The sequence below is a fragment of the Hymenobacter busanensis genome (genome assembly GCF_008727865.1).
In the GTDB taxonomy this organism is placed as follows: Bacteria; Bacteroidota; Bacteroidia; order Cytophagales; family Hymenobacteraceae; genus Solirubrum; species Solirubrum busanense.
In genome coordinates, this window is record NZ_VTWU01000002.1 from 474502 (window position 1) to 492882 (window position 18381).

Annotated in this window: 12 protein-coding genes; 8 read left to right on the plus strand and 4 right to left on the minus strand. The window is 63.0% G+C overall.

Annotation, left to right across the window (positions count from 1 at the left end; all coding sequences use genetic code 11):
- Window positions 1-13: 13 nt before the first annotated feature.
- Both F0P96_RS06465 and F0P96_RS06470 read right to left on the minus strand, forming a co-directional pair.
- Window positions 14-442 carry a hypothetical protein gene (locus F0P96_RS06465; RefSeq protein WP_151078023.1) on the minus strand — a complete coding sequence of 143 codons (429 nt, stop codon included), beginning with the start codon at window positions 440-442 and terminating at the stop codon, window positions 14-16.
- 181 nt (window positions 443-623) lie between these two features.
- Window positions 624-7001 (minus strand): alpha-2-macroglobulin family protein, encoded by a 6378-nt coding sequence (locus F0P96_RS06470; protein ID WP_151078024.1) that lies wholly within the window; start codon window positions 6999-7001, stop codon window positions 624-626.
- 226 nt (window positions 7002-7227) lie between these two features.
- On the opposite strand from F0P96_RS06470, the gene F0P96_RS06475 reads away from it, so the two are divergent.
- Window positions 7228-7938 (plus strand): outer membrane beta-barrel protein, encoded by a 711-nt coding sequence (locus F0P96_RS06475; protein WP_160620390.1) that lies wholly within the window; start codon window positions 7228-7230, stop codon window positions 7936-7938.
- A gap of 143 nt (window positions 7939-8081) precedes the next feature.
- Complete coding sequence (locus F0P96_RS06480; RefSeq protein WP_151078026.1) at window positions 8082-8843, plus strand: fatty acid desaturase; 762 nt, start codon at window positions 8082-8084, stop codon at window positions 8841-8843.
- 30 nt (window positions 8844-8873) lie between these two features.
- Here F0P96_RS06480 and F0P96_RS06485 read toward each other — a convergent pair whose 3' ends face one another.
- Complete coding sequence (locus F0P96_RS06485; RefSeq protein ID WP_151078027.1) at window positions 8874-9446, minus strand: DinB family protein; 573 nt, start codon at window positions 9444-9446, stop codon at window positions 8874-8876.
- Window positions 9447-9551: 105 nt separating this feature from the next.
- Here F0P96_RS06485 and F0P96_RS06490 point away from each other — a divergent pair, with 105 nt between their 5' ends.
- From F0P96_RS06490 to F0P96_RS06510, 5 genes are all read left to right on the plus strand, one after another.
- A complete protein-coding gene (locus tag F0P96_RS06490; protein WP_151078028.1) occupies window positions 9552-10526 on the plus strand; it encodes a hypothetical protein in 975 nt (324 codons plus the stop codon).
- A gap of 102 nt (window positions 10527-10628) precedes the next feature.
- Window positions 10629-14228, plus strand: coding sequence for a hybrid sensor histidine kinase/response regulator (locus tag F0P96_RS06495; protein ID WP_151078029.1), 3600 nt, complete (start codon window positions 10629-10631; stop codon window positions 14226-14228).
- Window positions 14229-14273: 45 nt separating this feature from the next.
- A complete protein-coding gene (locus tag F0P96_RS06500) occupies window positions 14274-15002 on the plus strand; it encodes a LytR/AlgR family response regulator transcription factor (protein ID WP_151078030.1) in 729 nt (242 codons plus the stop codon).
- A gap of 31 nt (window positions 15003-15033) precedes the next feature.
- Window positions 15034-15666: a PKD domain-containing protein gene (locus F0P96_RS06505; RefSeq protein WP_151078031.1), complete on the plus strand. Its 633-nt coding sequence runs from the start codon at window positions 15034-15036 to the stop codon at window positions 15664-15666.
- Window positions 15667-15850: 184 nt separating this feature from the next.
- Window positions 15851-16228 carry a hypothetical protein gene (locus F0P96_RS06510; protein WP_151078032.1) on the plus strand — a complete coding sequence of 126 codons (378 nt, stop codon included), beginning with the start codon at window positions 15851-15853 and terminating at the stop codon, window positions 16226-16228.
- A gap of 21 nt (window positions 16229-16249) precedes the next feature.
- Here F0P96_RS06510 and F0P96_RS06515 read toward each other — a convergent pair whose 3' ends face one another.
- Window positions 16250-17758 carry a hypothetical protein gene (locus tag F0P96_RS06515; RefSeq protein WP_151078033.1) on the minus strand — a complete coding sequence of 503 codons (1509 nt, stop codon included), beginning with the start codon at window positions 17756-17758 and terminating at the stop codon, window positions 16250-16252.
- Between the two features lie 354 nt (window positions 17759-18112).
- Between F0P96_RS06515 and F0P96_RS06520 the strand changes: the two genes are divergently transcribed.
- On the plus strand, window positions 18113-18343 hold the full coding sequence (locus F0P96_RS06520; protein WP_151078034.1) for a hypothetical protein: 231 nt from the start codon (window positions 18113-18115) through the stop codon (window positions 18341-18343).
- Window positions 18344-18381: the final 38 nt, after the last annotated feature.

An 18381-nucleotide genomic window follows, 5' to 3' on the forward strand; every position in this document is an offset into this window, starting at 1 on the left:
TTCGGGTGGTGGCTTAGCGCCGCCGCTTGGTGGTTTTCTTCCGGCCCGATGAAGTGGAGCGGTGCGCCGACGAGCGGCGGCGCGTGGACGTGCGGTGGTAGGTGCGCTTGGGTGCGGCGGCCTTTACGGCGGCGGCGTTTTCTTCCGCCATTTCCTCTACCGTGGGCGGGCCAATGGCCAGCGCGTCGGCGCTGCTGGGGTCGAGTTGCGGGCGGGGCGCGACGGCCCGCACCGACGGCATTTTCTTGCGCGGCGGCATCAGAAACGTGCGTTCGGCGCGCTCCTGCGCCGAGAGTTTTTCCTCGCCGGGCAGCGTGGGGCCCACCGGTACCGCTACTTTTCCGGCTACCGGCGCGGCATCGTGCTGCGCCGGGCCTTCCTGGGCATGCACGGCAACCGAGAGCAGAACTGCGGCCGCCGTCGACAGAGCGTATTTAAACATGGTCATCATCCGGCTGATTCAACAGGACCGCGAAAGTACCAGTCGCCTCCGGAAAAGACAAACCACCAATAATCCTATCTGCTACTTAACCATGCAGACAGTCAGCCCATAAGCACCACACGAATCGGCAACGCTCAACCGAAAGCCAGCTCACCAGCATTTCAGGCCGGCACAGGCCGCTCTATTGTTGAGGGCCGATTTTCAGGCGTTGCCCGGCCGAGTGGTTGGTGAATTCGGGCGCGTAGAGGCACTGCACCTGGCTGATGCCCGAACTGAAGTCGCCGGCCTGGGCGGCCCGCAGGCGGTACTCGAATACGTGCGTGCCACGCGGCAATACGTCCATGAAAAAGTTGGTAGCCGCGTCGCGGGGGCTTTCGTAGTAGCCCAGGCCCTGCTGGTAGCGGTAGCCCGAGGTCTGGTCGATCAGCTCGAGGCCGGCGGCGCGGGTGTCTTTCAGGTGCACGTATTCCAGTTCCCGGTCGGTTTTCAGCACCAGCCGCACTACCAGCACCTCCCCAACCCGCAGCGGCGCGCCCACCGTCATGGGGCTGAGCACCGGGCCGCTGGCGCCGGGCGTTTCGCGGAACAGCTGCCGGGCGAGCGTGAGCGGCGCGTTGTCGGCCAGGGTAACCTTGTCGAGCTGCTCGAAGTACTGCCAGTACAGGCCGCCCCAAGCCACGCCGGGGTTCTGGTTCTGCACATTCACTTTGCCCATGCCGGCCTGCACCTGCGCGGCCGGGAAGCTGCGCTTTACATAGCCGGTGCCGGCCTCGGCCCCCTCGGTGGTGTTGATGGTTTGGGAGCCGAGCGTGACCTGCAGCGGTTTGGTGGGTTCCAGCCAGTTGCGCGACCCTTGCAGGAGCAGGGCGTAGCAGGCATCGGCGGTGGCGCGGGTGCTTTCCCAATTGTGGGTGCGCTTTTGCGTTAGCAGCCACAGCTTCATTTCCTCCACGGCTTTCTGGTCGGCGGCTACTTCGTGGAAGGCTTCGATGAGCTGCGTCTGGGTTTCGGTGGGGGCTTGCTGCCAGTAGAAGCCGGGGCGTACGTCTTTCCAATACATGCCCAGCTCGTCGGACTGCAGCGCGTTCTGGCGCAGCGCCTCCATAATGTCGCGGGCGGGTTTGGGCTGGGCGGCGCGGTGCAGCGTGAGGGCGGCCAGGGCCTGCAGGTAGCGGTTGCGCTTGGGCCAGTAGGTAGCCGCTTGGGTGCGGTAGTAGTCGTAGGCGGTTTTGGCGGCGGCGGGCAAGGGCACATCGGCGGCCCAGAACGAGCGGGCGTAGAGTGCGTGCAGCGTAGCGTCGCCGAGGTGGTCGTCGGCGAGCTTCACGCCTTTCTGCTTACGCAGCAGCTCGTATTCTTTCACCACGGCCCGGTCGATGAAGCCCACGGCGCGACGCAGCAGCTCGGCGGTGCGCGCGTCCTGCAGCGCATCAAACGCCCCGAGGCGGCGCGAACGGCCCAGCCCGGCCACAATCAGCTGGGTGATGTAGGGGTTGTCGGGCATCTGCTTGAACCACGGGAAAGCGCCGCTAGGGCTTTGCAGCTCCACCAGCTTCTGCACGGCGCGCTGGGTTTCGGCTTGCAGCCGCTCCTGGTCGAAGAGGTCGGCGAGGCGACGCATGCGTTCCGTGTCCGATTGCCCTTCGCGCACCCACGGCGTTTCCTGCAGCAGCAGCATTTTCAGCTCCTGGTTTTGCTCCAGCTTGCTCCGCAGCGCATTTTTGTCGCCGCTGGCCACGGCCTTCTTCCACTCCTCAAGCACCGGCCGGATGCGCGGATTCTGCTGCACGATGCGGGCGGCGAGGGTATTGGCGTAGAGACGCGAGAAAACCTGCTCCGAGCACTCATAAGGATACTCCATCAGGTAGGGCAAGGCCTGCACGGCGTACCACGCGGGGTTAGCGGTCAGCTCCAGCGTCAGGCTCTGGTTTTGGCGCGTGGCCGAGGTGGTGCTGGTAAGTTTCTTCAACTCGAAGGCGCGGGTGGTGTTGCCACGCACCGTGAGCGGCAAGGCTTCGGTTACCAGCAGGCGGTTGGGCAGCACCGGCAGCGTGTTTTCCTCGCCGTCTTGGAAAGTTGTCCGTTGCGAGTTGTCCGTTGCCTGTTTGTTTTGCCGACGCCTTTTCTTCTCTTTCCCTGGCAATTCGGAACCGGCAACGGGCACTTGCCCCGACGCCACCACGCGGTAGGTCACGGCTTCGAGGCCGGCGGGAATGGCGAGGTCCCAGCCGACGGTAGTACTCTGGCTGGCAGCTACCTGAAACTGGGTTTGGGCGGCGCTTTTCAGCAGCTGCTGGTCGATGGGCTGGTTGGTACGGGCGTCGAAAAGCAGCAGCTGGGCCGTGCCGCCGAGGGCCAGGCCGCTGAGGTTGCTGATTTTGGCGGTGAGGCGCAGCTGGTCGCCTTCGCGGAAAAAGCGCGGCGCGTTGGGCGTCACCATCAGCTCTTTCTGGGTGACGAGCTGCCGCGCCAGCAGCCCCGTTTGCAGGTCAGACGTGTGAGCCAGCGTCAGCAGCTGCCAGCGCGTCACGGCTTCGGGCATCTGAAATTCGAGCACGGTTTCGCCCTGGCTGTTGGTGCGCACGGCCGGCATCCAGAAGGCCGTTTCGCGGAAGTCGGAGCGCGCCGCTACCATCGATAGGTTGTTTTGCCCTTTCGGCGCGCCGTAGCCCACGGCCACTTTCTGCTCGACGACTTCCTCTACTGCCGCGTTGGATGCCGAGGCATCGGCGGCCATTTCCATTGCCATCGGCGCGGGCGCACTCATCCCCCGAATTTGCACCCCGGCGGCTTTGCCCATTACCGCGCGTGACACGGTTACTTCGCTCAACTGCCGCGTTTCCCTATCGGCCTTGGTTCCTGGTCGTGTGAGCCGGGCTTTATCGGCCCACTGCCATGCCCACATATCCAGCCGTAGGCGGGGGTATTCGGGCTGAAAGTTGCCCGTGGGCTTGCCATCGAAGCGGTTCAACCACGTGTCCCACGCTTTCGAGTTGAACTGCGCCGACCACGCAAACCGCGCCGGGAAATACGGCGCCGGCAGCTCGGGCCGACGGAAGGAATGCGGCCGAAAATAGTCGAGTGACTGGTCGTAGAGCGAGGCCAGCAGCTCGGCCGCGGCAGGCTGGTTCTGGCTGTTTTTGATGGTTACGCGCCAGGTTTCCTTCTGGCCCGGCTGCAGCTTGTCGCGAAACGTGCTAATGTCGAGGTGCAGCGGCCGCTCGGGCTCGGCTACCTGAATGGTGATGTCGCGTTGGTAGAAACGGCCGGCGTACACAAATACCAGCCGCACGTACAGCGGGCCGCTTTGGCCGGCCGTGGTGGGCAGCGTCAGCAGGCGTTGCTCGTTGCGCAGCGTCAGCCACTCGGCGCGCAGCAGCTGGCCGCGGCTTTCCACTTCCAGCCGCGCCTGCACTTCGCCAAAGCCGGTACCGAGGAGCACTTGCGCCGGTTGGCCGGGCGCTACGCTGTCTTGCCCGGCCGTCAGCCACGCGGGCAGTGGCAGGGGCAGCTGCTTGGCCGCAGAGTTGTAGAGTGTGAAGCCGAGCTGGGCCACGGCCGTGTCGCGGCCGGCGGCGCGGGCTTCCAGCAGGTAGGCGCCGGGCGTTTGGCTGGCCAAGGCGCGCTGCACTTCGGGCAAGTCGGTGCGCTGTTTGGTGTCGAATGTCCACTCGCCCACCGCGGTGCGCGGCCAGGTTTGCGGGTCGTCCTCGCGCATCCAGGCATCGAGCGGAAACAGCTGCTGGTGCTGCTCGCGACTGAGGCCGGGCTGGTTGGGCCGCGGACCCAGGCGCGGCTGGAGCGTGCGACTGGACGGCGTGAGGCGGTACAGGCGCAGGGTGCCGGTAGCGGGCGTTGGCTCGCCGGTGGCATTCTGGCTGCGCAGCGCCAAGGGCTCTATGGGCTGCTGCTGGTCGATTTGCTGCGGGCCAGTCAGGCTCAGGTTCAGCGCCGCCCCGCCGAGCGAGATGCCGCGCTGCTGGGAGCGGGTTTCGCCGTTGGGGTCGGTTACGTCGGCGGTTACTTCGAACACGTACGTCGGGCGCCACGGGCCGGGGGGACGGTAGCCTTCGTCGTCCTCGGGGTTGCGCGGCGCGTCTTCGTTCAGCGCCTCATCAGGTGGCGTAGCCGTAAAGCCGACGCGGAAACGGCCGGCCGCGTCGGTTTTTGCGGTGCCGGTGGCAATCTGCTGCTCGCCGCCCCCGCCGGGGGAATACGGGCGCGGCAAGCCTATGCGCCCGCCACCAAAGCCAAAGTCACCGTCGAACCGACCCAACATGGGCCAGATGGTGCGACGCACAACGCGGTATTGCACCGTGGCCCCATCGATGGCTTGGCCGGCGTAGGCTGTGGCTGTGCCGCGCACCGAAAGCGTGTCGCCCAGTTTGGGCGTACCCGGCACCGGGTCGAGCGTCACGAAAAAGGTCGGGCGCTTGTAGTCTTCCACCGAGAAGCCGGTGCCGCCCAGGTGCTGCTCGCCGGTGGGCGTGCCGGTGCTGAAGGTGACGACCTGCAGCTGCATCTGCCCGTTGAGCAAGCCGCCGGGCAGCGTCAACGAGCCGTGAAACGAGCCAAAATCGGACGTGGTAAAGGCGAGGTCCTGCACTTTCTGGCCGTTGACATCGTGCAGGCGCACCTGCACTTTCAGGTTTTTCACCACTTCGCTGCGGCCGTTGCGCGGCTGCACCGCAATGCCTTTGAAATAGAGCGTCTGGCCCGGCCGGTAAATGGCGCGGTCGGTGTATACGAAAGCCACGGGCCGCTCCTGGGGCTGTTCGTTGCGGCCCACGCCCCGGTTGTAGTTCAGCTGCCCGGTCACCACCAAGGAATCGGCGCCTTTGCGCAGCAGCAAGCCCGCCGTGTAGCGTTCCGAAGGCTCCAATGCCGGGTACAAAGCGTGTCCATCAGCCGCCGTAACGACTTCCTGCCCGGCCTTGACGGCCGTTTGGGTAGCGTTGTAGCTGTAGTACAGCGGCTGCACGGTTACGCCGGGTGTGGGCTGCCCGCTGCGGCGGTTCAGCGTCCACAAATCGGTGCCGCCCGCCGGAGCGGTGCGCTGCATCAGGCCCAGCTCGCTCACCGACACAAAGGCGTAGGTAGTGGCTACGTCCTTCCGCTGCTGGGTGGGTTGCTCGGCGGCGGTGCTCAACACCACCAAATAGTGCCCGGGGGGCAGCGTGGGGCCGGCCAGCTCGGTGCGGTGCTCCCGGTAGTCGGCGGGGCCGGGCAGAGCGAGGCGCCAGGTGGCGGCGGGCTTGGTGGTGAGCAGCTTGGCGTAGGCCTTTTCCAGCTCGGTGTGGCGCTGGCCGGTGGTTTCGCGCAGAATGGCGCGGGCCGGCACTTTCCAGGCGAAGCCGTGGGCCTGCGTAAGGTTGCGGTAGCGCAGGTTCAGCAGTAGCGGCTCGTTGGGCAGTTGCACTTCCATGGTCTGCACCTGCAGGTCCACGCTTTCCAGTGCGTTCAGCAAGGCTTGCGCCTGTTGTGCCCCGGTCGATTTAGGGTAACGCGCCACGGCTTCGCGGGCCAGTGCCACTACTTCGGCGGCGGGGCGCTGCATGCGGTTGGCTAGCTCCGCCAATTCGGCCTGAAACTCCGACCACATGGGCAGCGCGGTGTACTGCGCGGCGGCGCGGCGCAAGGCAGTTTCGTAGGCGGCGTTTTTGCCCGGAAAAGCAGCGCGCTGGTGCACGAAGGCGAGGCGGCCTTTTTCCACGTCGGCCAGCGCAGCCGGGTTCTTGGCGTCGGCGAGGCGGAAGGCGGTGAGTTGCTGCCAGGTGCGCAGCGCGTGCAGCGGGCCGTTGAGCGAATCGGCGGCGGGCGCGTTCAGCGGCAGGCGGGCAAACTCCGCGTTCGGGCCCAGCAGGCGCAGGTCGGTAAAGCGAAACTGCTCGGCGGGCTTGGTCAGGTACAGCTCTTCGTCATTCAGCGCCTCGATGGCGCGGTGGGCCAGCAAATCGTAGAGCGTGGGGCGCAGTTGCTGGCCGGTGGCATCGGCCAAGGTTACCAGCTGGCCCAGGTCGCGCAGGGTGGTTTGCTGCTGACGCCGGGCGTCGGTTTCCACCGAGGCGCGGTAGTGGCGCACCACTTGGGCGGCGAGGCGGGCGGCGTCCCAGGTTTGCAGGTCGTCGGGGCCAAGCGAATCGGCGGCGGGCTGCACCTGGGTGCGGTCGTAGAGGCGGTAGCGGTTTTGGCGCAGGTAGTTGTGGTAGTGCTCGGCCAGCAGGCTGTGCAGCAGCGGCCGGGCCGGAAACGTGGCCGTGCGCAAATCCGCTTCGAGCAGCCCGATGCCTTTCACGTCGGCATCCTGCTGCTTGCGCTCCAGCAGGTGCAGCCGGTACACCAAGGCCCGCACGTAGTCGGCCGACTGCTGCTTAGTGCGGGCTTGCCGGTAGATGTCGAGCACCAGTTTTTCGGCCGAAGCAGTCTGGTCTTTGGCCAGCAGGGCATCAATTTTCTTCCACTGGGCGGCGTAGGGGCCGCCGGCCGCCGGGGCCGAGGCATTGGAAGGAACCACCATACACAACAGCCACAGGGCCAGAATCAGCAGGGAGAAACGCATAAGCAAAGCAAGACAATTACGGCTAAGAGATGCCCGCCGGCGCCGGTTTCCACACGCCACCGCACTCTTTTTATTGCGCAAGCATCCGGCCAAACCACTGTTGCACGCTCCATCACCCGATTATGTGAGGCGGTAAATGGCTGATTCTGAACTCTGCGGCACTGGCTTTGATAGACGCGCTGCCGCCGGTCCGCAAGCAGCGGCCAGTGTGTTTTTCGCTCTTGCCATGATTCGTTACTTGTTTGCGGCTGCCGTGGCCGCGTTCCTCTTCGCCGCCCAACCCACCCAAGCGCAGTTCAGCCTCGGCCCGCGGGTGGGCCTGAATGCGGCAACGTTTCGCGTTAGCCCCGACCCCATCGGGGAAAACCCACGCCGGCTGCCGGGCTACCAGGTGGGCGCAGCCGCGCAGTGGCGCCTTGGGGCTGTGGCCATTCAGCCGGCGGTGCTCTACACCCAGCAGGGCGCTCGGCACCACGCGCAGCAGCACGTGCTACTCAAATCGGGGGAGTTGGCGCCCTATCGCACCCGCAACACCACGCGCCTCAACTACCTCGAGCTGCCGTTGCACGTGGCCTACGCCCCGGCGTGGGCCCGCCACGCGCAGGTATTCGCCGGGCCCTACTTCGGCATGGGCGTAGGCGGCTACCTCGAAGCCGAGCCGGAAGTCAGCGAAGTACAGGGCATTCCGGTATCCCCCAGTCGCGAAAAAGCCCAGTTTCCCCGGTTGCTTGGCTCGCGGGAAGACGCCCGGCTGTTCGACTGGGGCCTGCAGGCGGGCGTAGGCTACCAGCGCGGCCCGGTGCTGGTGCAACTGCAGCAAAGCGGGGGCACCCGCGACGTGTGGCCCGACTACTACCAAGGCCGTAACGGCCGGCGTTATCATCGCGTCACGTCCTTCACACTTACCTACCTTTTCGGGTCGAAATCTGCAGACTAACGCGCCTAAATTGGCTTGAAAGCGAGGTTTTCCGGTGCAGCTTCGCTTTTCCCTGCTGGCGTCGCGTGTAGCCCCACCTCCCGGCCATTTCCTGCCGTAGGCGTACGGTCTGCGCGTCGTATCTTCGGTTTCTGCCCCACCCCATGAACCCGACTGCTGCTTCCGCTCATTTGCGCCTCACCCCTCGCCAACGCATCGTGGAACTCGCGCGGCCTTGGGCGCTACTGGCTTTCTACATCGGCGCGGCCGCGGCGGGCTGGTGGTGGCTGGCCGTACCGTTGGCCGTGGCCGTGTGCCTGGCCACGTTCGTGCAGATGCACGACGCCATGCACAACGCGCTCGGTTTCTCGAAACCGGCCAATGCCCGTCTGCTCACGCTTAGCGGCTTGTTGTTGCTCAAAAGCGGCCACGCGCTGCAAGTCACGCACCTGCGCCACCACGCCCGCTGCCTCACCCCCGACGACCCCGAGGGTGCCCCGGCTACCTGGAGCTTCGGCCGCGTGCTTTGGCAAGGCCCCTACCACATTCTGATGCTGCGGCGCGAATCGTTGCGCATGGCGCCGCACACGCGTCGCATTCAGCTCCTCGAAACCAGCCTTACGCTGGTGCTGCTGGCGGCTTTTGTGGCGCTGTACCTAGCTACAGGTTCGCTGATTGGCTTGGTGTATTGGGCGGTGGCTTTCGTGATGAGTGCCACGCTGCCGATTTGGGCGGCCTACGTTCCGCATCATTTGGCCGAAGAGCATCCGGCGGCCCGCGCCGCTTCGGCGGTGGCCCAAATCTGGACGCCGGTGGTATCGTCGTTTGCCTTTCACCACGTGCACCACCACTACCCGCGGGTGCCCACGGCCTTGCTGCCCCGTGCCGCGGCCGAGCTACCGCCTCCGCCGCCTCACAACCACTAAAGCCGGCGCAACACGGGCCCGCCGAATAAACTAGCGGCGGCCGTCTAGCACGCGTTCGGCCTGGGCGGTGTGGCGCTGCAGGTGCGCAATCAGGAACGCAAACTGGTCGGTGAGGCGCAGACGCACCAGCGGAATGATGGCGTTGGGTATGCGCACAGCGTTGGCGTTGACTTCGCGGGCCGTGCGCAGCAGGTGCAGCAGTTCATCGAGCTGGCGCAGAAACACCTCGACCACGGTGCGCGGCAGGCGCGAACCGCTGGGCGCAAACTGCTGCGGCGACTTGAGCGGCTTTTCGCGGGCCGGCACCAGCATGGAGGCCACCAACCGCTTTCCGATGGGGCCCGATTTGACCGTGTCGACCGGGCGGCTACCGCGCTCCTGGGCACGGCGCAGGCGCTGGTTTATCACCGGCAAATACAGCCCGCCGATGATGTTGAGGTGCTCCAGGCACTGGCCCACGCTCCACTTGTCGGGGGCCGGACGCCGGTTCAGTTCGTCTTCACTCAGGCTCCGAAACCGCCGCAGGGCCAGTTCCCGAGCTTCTTCCACGGTGCGGGTCAGGTGGTCGAAAAAGTCGGTGGTGCGGGTGGGAAACGGGGCCATAGAAGCGACGAAAAAAGCCGGCTGGGCGTTCGGCCGGGCCAAAATACGCCAGTCGCCGCGTTTCGGCAACGCCAAAGCCGGCTCAGGTTTGATAAATTGCCTTCTATGCCGCGCTTCCTTCTGCTCGTTTTCGCCTGTGCCAGCCTGCTCGCCACGATTCCGGCGCGCCCGGCCGCGGCTCAGGCCGTGCCCAGCCCCGTCGAAAATATCGACTACATCGTCACCTTCGGCGCGCAGGCCGACAAAAGCTGGGGCGACGACGACTTCACACAGACGTTTTTCTTTCTGGTGCCCAAGGCCCGGCGCGAACCGCTCTACATCCGCGTGTTCGACCCCGACTGCGGCGGCAAGCTCGACGAAGCGAAGTTCGGCTGGAACACCCAAACCGCCTTCAGCCTTTACGGCGGCGCGGGCGCCCACTCCGGCCCCGATGCCCGCAGCACCGAGCCCCGCGGTAACTTCCGTTCGGGCACGCTGCTCAAAACCCAAACGTTCGGCGCCGAGGCAGCCTACGACGGCAAGTGGTTCACGTTCGGCCCGCTCAATCCGCTGGAAGGTGAGCTGGTGCCGGAGTTCGACGGCTACGTGTTCAAGCTGGTGGCGCAGGGCCTGAAAGGCGACGACGGCAACCTTTACCGCTATTTCCTGAGCAGCAGCCCCACCCAAAACGTGGCGGTGGAAGGCGGCAACGCGTTTACCTACGAGTACTCCTTCCGCCTTGCCTCGAAGCCCGGCGCCAAAACGCACCTCTACCCGTTCGTGAACAACCGCGTGGTGAGCATCAAGCAGAGCAATTTCGACCTCGACGACGACGCCACCATCACCATTTTTTCGGTGGCGAAAAACGGCCACCCGGCCGCCGTATCGGGCGATGAGCAGTGGCGCAGCAGCACCCATCCCATTTCCGAAAAAGAGCACGGCCTGTCGGTGGACCTGCAACTCGTCAACCGCTCGAAAGTCTCCAACGACCTTGTGTTCTACGTCACCGACCAGTACGACACGGCCCTGCCCTTTTTCGCCGTGCCCCTGGGCGGCCCGCCGAAGTACCGCTACGAGGTCGACGTAAAAATCCGGAAGTAGCGCGCCGGGGCTGGGCGGGCCACTGCACGCGTTCAACTGCGGCGGGGCTTCGTTCGCCGGAAATGCCGCTTCTGGTTTCCTGGCCTGCAGTACCTTCCGTTGATGTTCCGCTTTCTTCTTCGGCTTACTTGGTTGTGGCTGCTTCTGCTGGCCTCTGCGGCGCTGCGGGCCCAGCCCACCGCGTTTGTCAAGCACTTTGGCCCTGCCGAAGGCTTTGCGCCGCGCTTTGTGTATGCGCTGGCGCAAGACCCGCAGGGATACCTCTGGGTTGCTACCGCCGAGGGCGTGGTGCGCTACGACGGCACGGCGTTTCGCGCGTTTACCACTAAAAGCGGGCTGGCCGAAGATTTTGCCACGCGCCTGTACGTGCAGCGGCCCACCGGTACGCTGTGGGTGGCGCACTACCAAGGCGGCGTGTCGCGCTGGAACGGCCGGCGCTTCGTGCCCGTGTCCAACCGCGCCGCCTGGCCCGACAGCCTGCACGCCGGCCCGGGAATTCCGTCCTCCGATACCGCCGCCGTCAACAGCTACGCCCGCCGCCACCGCCTCCGCCTGCCCGACGACGCCCAGGTGTCGTGCGTGCTGAACGACCGGGAAGGCAACGGCTGGCTTGGCACGGCTGGCCAGGGCCTGTGGCGCCACTCCGACCGGCATTTGCGCCTGATACCAACACCGCCTGCACCGGCCGGTGCTATTACAGCGGCCGGTGCAGGCGGCCTCGCGCTGTTCGGCACCGCGGCGGGGCGGCTTTTCAGCATCGGGCAAAGCGGCTCGGGGGAATTTTACACGAGGCCGGCATTTTCTGGCTCCTTTCCACAAGCCATTACCGCAATTGCCCAGGCAACAGCGCCCAGCACCAGCAAGCAGGCTGACTTGCTATGGATTGGCACGGGCAGCGGAGTGTGGCAGCTTCGGGCCGGCAAGGCTCAACTTCTATCGAGCCTACCGCGCAACCTACGCGTTACGGCCTTGGCCTGGGACGCAGTTGGCGGCTATTTGTGGGTCGGTACGGCCTTGGATGGGGTGTACCGCTGTCAGCCCGAGGGCCCGGCTCCGGCCGAGCATTTCACCACGGCCAACGGCTTACTCCACAACACCGTTTCGGCCCTGCTGGCCGATGCTGCCGGCCGGGTGTGGATTGGTACGCAGGGCACCGGTCTGGCCGTGTGGCACCAGGGCGACTTCACCTACCACCGTTTTGGCGAAGGGCTCGACGTGACCGACCTGCGCGAACAGCCCGCTGGCACGGTCTGGATTGGCACGGCCGGCCAGGGGTTGTGGCGTCATCAGCAGGGCAAGTTCAGGCGCTACACCACGGCCAACGGCTTGGCTTCTGCTTATTGCTACGCTGTTGTTCCGTTTCGCCATAGTTCTGGGCAAGCTTCTCATTCGGCTTCGCCGCGGGAGTTTGTGCTGCTGGTGCATCAGCAGGAACTAAGCGCCTTCGACCCGGCCACGGGCCAAGCCACCCCGGTTGTAGCCGCCGATAATCCGTTGCTGCGGGGTTTACGCCCTTTCGCAACGGTTTCTAGTACCGCCAATGGGGTTTGGCTGGCGTCAAGCCAGGGCCTTCTGCAGCTCGATGCGTCGCTCACCTCGCCTTGGCCCACGTCTTCCCCGCCCACCCTCGCCCTGACTGGTGCGCAGGTAGATGGTGCCCCGCGCGACGCTGCCAAGCTTGGGCAACTGAAGGCGGGGCAGCACCGCCTGAATTTTACTTTCCAGGGCGTTACCCTGCAGCCTCGCCCGAGCTCCGGCGGCCTGCAATACCAATACCGTCTGCGCGGCTACCTCGACGACTGGAGCCAACCCAGCGCTACCGGTGAAGCCCAGTTTCCGCGCCTCGACGCGGGCCAGTACGTGCTGGAAGCCCGGGCCCGCCTAGGTTCGCAGGGCGCCTGGAGCCGGGTGGAGCAGGTGGGGTTCGGTATTGCCACGCCGTTTTGGCGCACGTGGTGGTTTGCCGCGCTGGCACTGCTGACTGTGGGTGCCGGTGTATGGGCCGTGGTGCGCACCCGCGAAGCGACGCTGCGCCGCCAGAAGTTTCAGCTCGAAACCACCGTGCGCGAACGAACCACGGAGCTGCGCCATCAGAAAGCCCACATCGAGCAGATGAACACCGAGCTAACGGTGGCGCGCGATGCAGCCGAAGCCTCGCGCAAAGCCAAGGCTCAGTTTCTGGCCAACATGAGCCACGAAATTCGCACCCCAATGAACGCCGTCATTGGCCTGACGCACCTGCTGCAGCGCATGCCCACCACCGGCGAGCAGCGCGAGTACCTGGAAGCCATCCAAGGCTCGTCGCAAAACCTACTCACCATCATCAACGACATCCTCGATTCGTCGAAGATTGAAGCCGGCAAGCTCACCCTGGAGCACACGCCCTTTGGCCTGCGCGAACTGCTGCAACGGGTGGGGCGCATGTTCACCTTCGCCACGGCCAGCAAAAACCTCTACCTCGATCTGCAACTTGCCCCCACTGTACCCGCGGCCGTGTATGGCGACCCGGTGCGCCTGAACCAAATCCTGGTTAACCTCATCGGCAACGCCATTAAGTTTACCACGCACGGCGGCGTTACCGTTTCGGCTACCGCTACGGCCGTGCCCGAAAGTGCCGGCGCGTGGCGCGTGCAGCTGGCCGTGCGCGACACGGGCATTGGCATTCCGGCCAACAAGCTGGAAGCCATTTTCGAAGACTTTTCGCAGGCCAACACCAGCACCACGCGCCAGTTTGGCGGTACGGGCCTAGGCCTGAGCATCGCGCGCAACCTTGTGGAGTTGCACGGCGGCCAATTGCACGTCGAAAGTCAGGAAGGCGCAGGGTCTACGTTCTGGTTTGAGGTGCCTTACCAAGAGGCCGACCCCGCCAGCGTCCCATCCGACGCCCCCGCCGACCTCAACCCTTTCGACCCGCCGTTGCGTGTGCTGGTGGCCGAAGACAATGAACTTAACCAACTGGTGGCCCGCAAAACCCTGGAAGCCTGGAACGTGCTTGTGACTCTGGCCGCCAACGGCCGCCTGGCCGTGGAAGCCGCCACCGCACCCGCGGCCGCGTTCGACGCCGTGCTGATGGATGTGCAGATGCCCGAAATGGACGGCTACGAAGCCACCCGCCAACTCCGCCTGCACTTTCCCGACCGGCAGCAGTTACCCATCATCGGCCTCACCGCCTCGGCCCTGCCCGAAGACCGCGCCCTGGCCCTGGAGGCCGGCATGAACGACACCCTGCCGAAGCCTTTCGACCCGGCCATCTTATATACCCGGCTGGCCCAGTTTACCGGCCGCATCGTGCCCGATTCAGTACCAAAATCCCGTGTCGCGCCCACTGCAGGTGTGGCACCAGCGGCACCGCTCACCCTCGATTGGGAATTGCTCGAAGAGTTGGCTTTCGGCAACGAAGCCTTTATCGGGCAGGTAATCGAAACGTTCCTGCGTGAAGCCCCTTTGCTGTTGGAGCAGTTGCAACAGGCCGCGCAACGCCACGACCCGGCCGCGCTCGGCCAAGCGGCGCACAAACTAAAAGGCCAGGTGGCCTATTTTGGAGTGGCGAATCTGCACAAGCGCCTCGACGCCTTGGAACGCCAAGTTCACGCGGGCGAAACCACCGATGCAGCCGCCCAGGTAGCGGGCATCGGGCAGCAGCTGGCTGAACTGTATCCAGCCCTTCGGCAACGCGTGCAGCAAACCACTCCGCTTCCGTAAAATCTGCCTACCGATTTTTTCCGCCCGGCTTCTATATTTGATACCATGCCGCATTCCCCCGTTTCCCCGCTTCGCTGCCTCGTTGTCGATGATGACCCCATGGCCGTGCAGGTCGTGCAAAACTGCATTGCCAACACCAGCTTTCTAGAAGCCGCGGGCAGTTGCACCAGCGCCGTGGAAGCCGCCGATGTGCTGCGCTCTACGCCCATCGACCTGCTGTTTCTCGACGTGGAAATGCCGCAAATGTCAGGCATCGACCTGCTCGGCACCTTGCAGAATCCGCCGTTGGTCGTGCTCATCACCAGCAGCACCGAGTACGCGGTACAGGCCTTTGAGCACAGCGTGGTCGATTACTTGGTGAAGCCTGTTCGGTATGCACGGTTCCTGCAAGCCGCTCAAAAAGCGCTGGATGCGGTAGAAGCCCGCAGCGCGTCCGACAAAGAACCCACCACGCCCTCCGGCGCCGATTTCACGTTCGTGAAAGTCGATAACAAGCTGGTGCGGGTGCTCTTCGACGAGGTGCGCTACGTGGAGGCCCTCGGCGACTACGTGCATGTGGTAACGGGCCAGCAAAAACTGATTGTGTACAGTACCATGCGGGCAGTGGAAGAGAAATTTCCGGCCCAACAGTTTGTGCGGGTTCACCGCTCGTTTATCGTCAACCTGCGTCATATCCAGGCCATCGAAGACAACGCGGTGGTTATCGAAGGCAAGCATATTTCCATCGGCCAAACCTACTTACGCGAGGTGCTGCAACGGCTGAACAAGTTTTAGGAGCCGGAACTTGCTTGCCTTTTTACTGCCTATGAACCTGCTTCTGAGCCGCCCCACGAGCGGATTGCTTTTCCGGCTCCCTCCGCTCGTCGTGCTGACGCTGGCAGGCTCAGTTGCTCATGCCCAACAAGCTGGCGACACCCTCAGCGTAGCCTGTCCGGCTCCTCGCGTGCCCGCTCCCTGCTTGGAACTCAATGCCCAGCGTTCCGTCGACCCCGCCGCTGGGCCGCTCACGTATCGTTGGCTAATGGGCGACGGCACTATCCTCACGGGGGCGGTGGTTTCGCACTGTTACGCTACCCGCAAACGCTACACCGTGCAACTCGATGTGGTCGATGAGCGCACTGGGGAGGTGCGGCAGGCAGAAAAGACCCTCGTGGTCGATTTCACTTTGGAGCCATTGCTGGATTTCACCATCAGCTCCGATACCGTGCGCATCGGGCAGGCCGTGACGTTCGATGCGAGTGTCGCTCAGAACCCGCCCTGCTACAACGAAGTTGCGCTGTGGGATTTTCGCGACGGCACCGTTGCCAATGGGCGGCGTGTTACGCACTCTTTCCGCAAAGCAGGTCGATTTGAGGTGCGCATGAGTCTTCGCGGCAACGGCCCCGGCTCTTGCCCCGACAGCCATTGTGTGAGCCGAACGGTGGTAGTTCGGCCTTAAACAGTTGCATTCAGCTTATTTTTTTATGGCTCCAAAAAAGCCCTTTTGGGCCGCTGTGCCCTGATTTTAGACCGGAAAGGATCGGGTGGGCAGTAAAATTTTAGTATTGGTGTATTTTTCCGCTAAATATTTGTTTTTATTTGCATCAGCATAATCATCCAGCCTCCTTTAAATACCACACCGTATGAAACGCTTCGTTTTTGCTCTTGCTCTTGGTTTTAGTGTTGCCGGTATTGCGCAAGCGCAAAGCGGCTCGGATGCTCCTCGCCAGCGTGCTGTTGAAATGACCCGCCAGCTTGCGCCGCAGCTAGGCTTGGACGAAGGCCGCCAGATGCAGGTTCGTCGGTTGCTGGTTGAGCGCCTGCAGCAGGAGGAAGAGGTGAACAAAATGTACGCCGGCGACCAAACCATTCACGCTGCCAAGCTGCGCGAAATCCTGAACGGCTACGAAACCCAGCTGCAGCAAGTCCTCACGCCCGCGCAGCTGCACCGCTATCAGCAGCTGGCTGCCAATAGCAACGCCACCCAGACCAGCGTGCAAACTGCCGCTGCTCAGCGCTAGCCTAGGCCTGCTTTACAACCATTAGGTATGGATAGCTCCCTGGCGCAATAAGCCCAGCGTGATTACCCATAGATTCTCGTAGGGAATAATTTCAATATCGGAAAATGCTTCGCCAGGCGGTGGTGTTTCGCGCAAGCGGTCTACCAACGCCTGGCCTTTTTCCTCACACAATACCGGGTTATAGTCTACTTTAACGGTCAGTTGCAGCAGCCGGAAAAACAACCGGCTGCGCAGCGTCGACGCATCGCGCAGGTGCGCGGTTTCGTACTTCCGCAAGCTTTCCAGTCGGAGCAGCAAGGCTTCGGCGTTGTTCTGCCGCAGGTAGTAGAGGAACTGAAGGATCAGAATTGCCACGTTGTACCCGCGCTTGTCGCGGCTATGGTCGGGGATGCTCTGTACCAATTGTGCGAAGTGCACCGGCCGCAACCCGGCCTCTTCCGGACGAATGAAGTATAGGTAAGCCCGCATCAGTTCCCAGCGCTGCACCGCTGGCCGGGTGAGCTTGGTTACGAAAGGATTCTGCTGCATTCGTTTCAGCAGTTTGCCAGCTTGGTCGTATTCGCCGCTGTGCATGGCCAGCAAAAAGTAGTTCTCCAGCATACTGAACCAGTTGTTGGTCGATCGGCTGAAGGCTTTGAGGTAATCCTCTGCCAGCGCAAGGCCCTCTTCGAGCCGGCGTGCCCGCAAGTGAGCATAAAGACTATAGTACTTGGTGAAGCGGCTATCAAAACGCTTGCGGTTTAGTTTGCCCTTGGCAAATTCTTGCTCTGCTTCGGTTGTAATTCGAATAATCTCGTCGAAGTTGCCTGGCAGTTCCTGCTGCATCAACCTCAGCTTGAGCAGGATGTCGTAAATGGTGAACGAACGCGTTTTCCGGTACAACTCCGTCAGCCGGGTAATTACGTCGGGCAGGTACTGTAGCAAACGCCGGCGCGCGTGTACTGTGCGCATCAAGTCCATTTTTGCCCCCCAGTACAGCCGCATTGCTTCCCGCTCGGCCATCAGCACTTCCTGCAGGCGTTCTAGTTGCCGCACCGTTTGGCGGTACTGCGAATAGTTATTGGTTTCGACGTAGAGCCGACGCAACAACTCCAAACTGCTGACTGCATGTTGGGTGAACTCACCATCCAATGCCAGCCGCAGAACTTTCCGCAGAATTTGGGCAATAATGGTTCGTTCGCTTTCCCACCACAGTACATGCGCCTGGTGCAACAGGTCAACGCATTGCTGCTCGTGCCGCAGAAACACGGGATGGCGCGGGTCGGAGTAGTCTAGAAAATACAGGTGGTTGAGCAACTTCTCTTGGAGTCGCTGCTTGATTTTCCGTACTGCCGCCTGGTTTTTAGCCGAGGCGCTGCCATAAAGAGTTTTTGCAACCTGCAAACTGGTTACATTGGCATCCGTTGCCAGCAAGTCGAGTAATTCTTCTTCTCGGTTGCGGCTGCCTTTCGCCCTTCCCACGCCCAATAGCGGCAACGTAGTCAACCGGCGCTTCGTCACAATTTTAGCTAGATTGTTCAGCTCGTGCATGGCTAATTCTGCATTATATGCGTGCTAGGGCATTTTTTTCTATTTCTCTCTTGCCAGCAAGAACGTCACAAAAACTCAACAACCTTCCTTTCTCCTGCAAATTGCTGCGCTCATCTTTGCTACGTGAATACATGGGTGGTAGGCAAGCATTTTGTCACATTCGCACACAAAATGAAAAGCTCAGCAATTTGAAAAATGTATTCCAAACGCCAAATTGCACTATTCTATAATTTAAGTTAAATAATTTTTTTTTATAGTGATAGTCACACAGCCTAGCTAACCTTCCTTTATTTCGGCATAAAAACGCAGGAAGTTTGTGTCAGTCAAACAGTTGACCCACCCACCTGTACTACTATGCTGGAGCTCCTTACCCTCGCCCTCCTACAGTTTCAAATCCTTGGCTTTTCCCCTGAAGCTGCTTCGTTGGACGCTTCTGTCCGGGTTGAGCAGACGTCGAGTGCCGATAGCGGCGGTACCGGCTGGGGTGACGGCACGACGTGTGAATCGGGCGGTACGGGCTGGGGCGACGGCACCACGGCCAACGACTCGGGCGGAACCGGCTGGGGCGACGGCACCAAGAACTAAGGCGCTTCTATCTTGGGGCAGGTTGGGTACCTTGCATG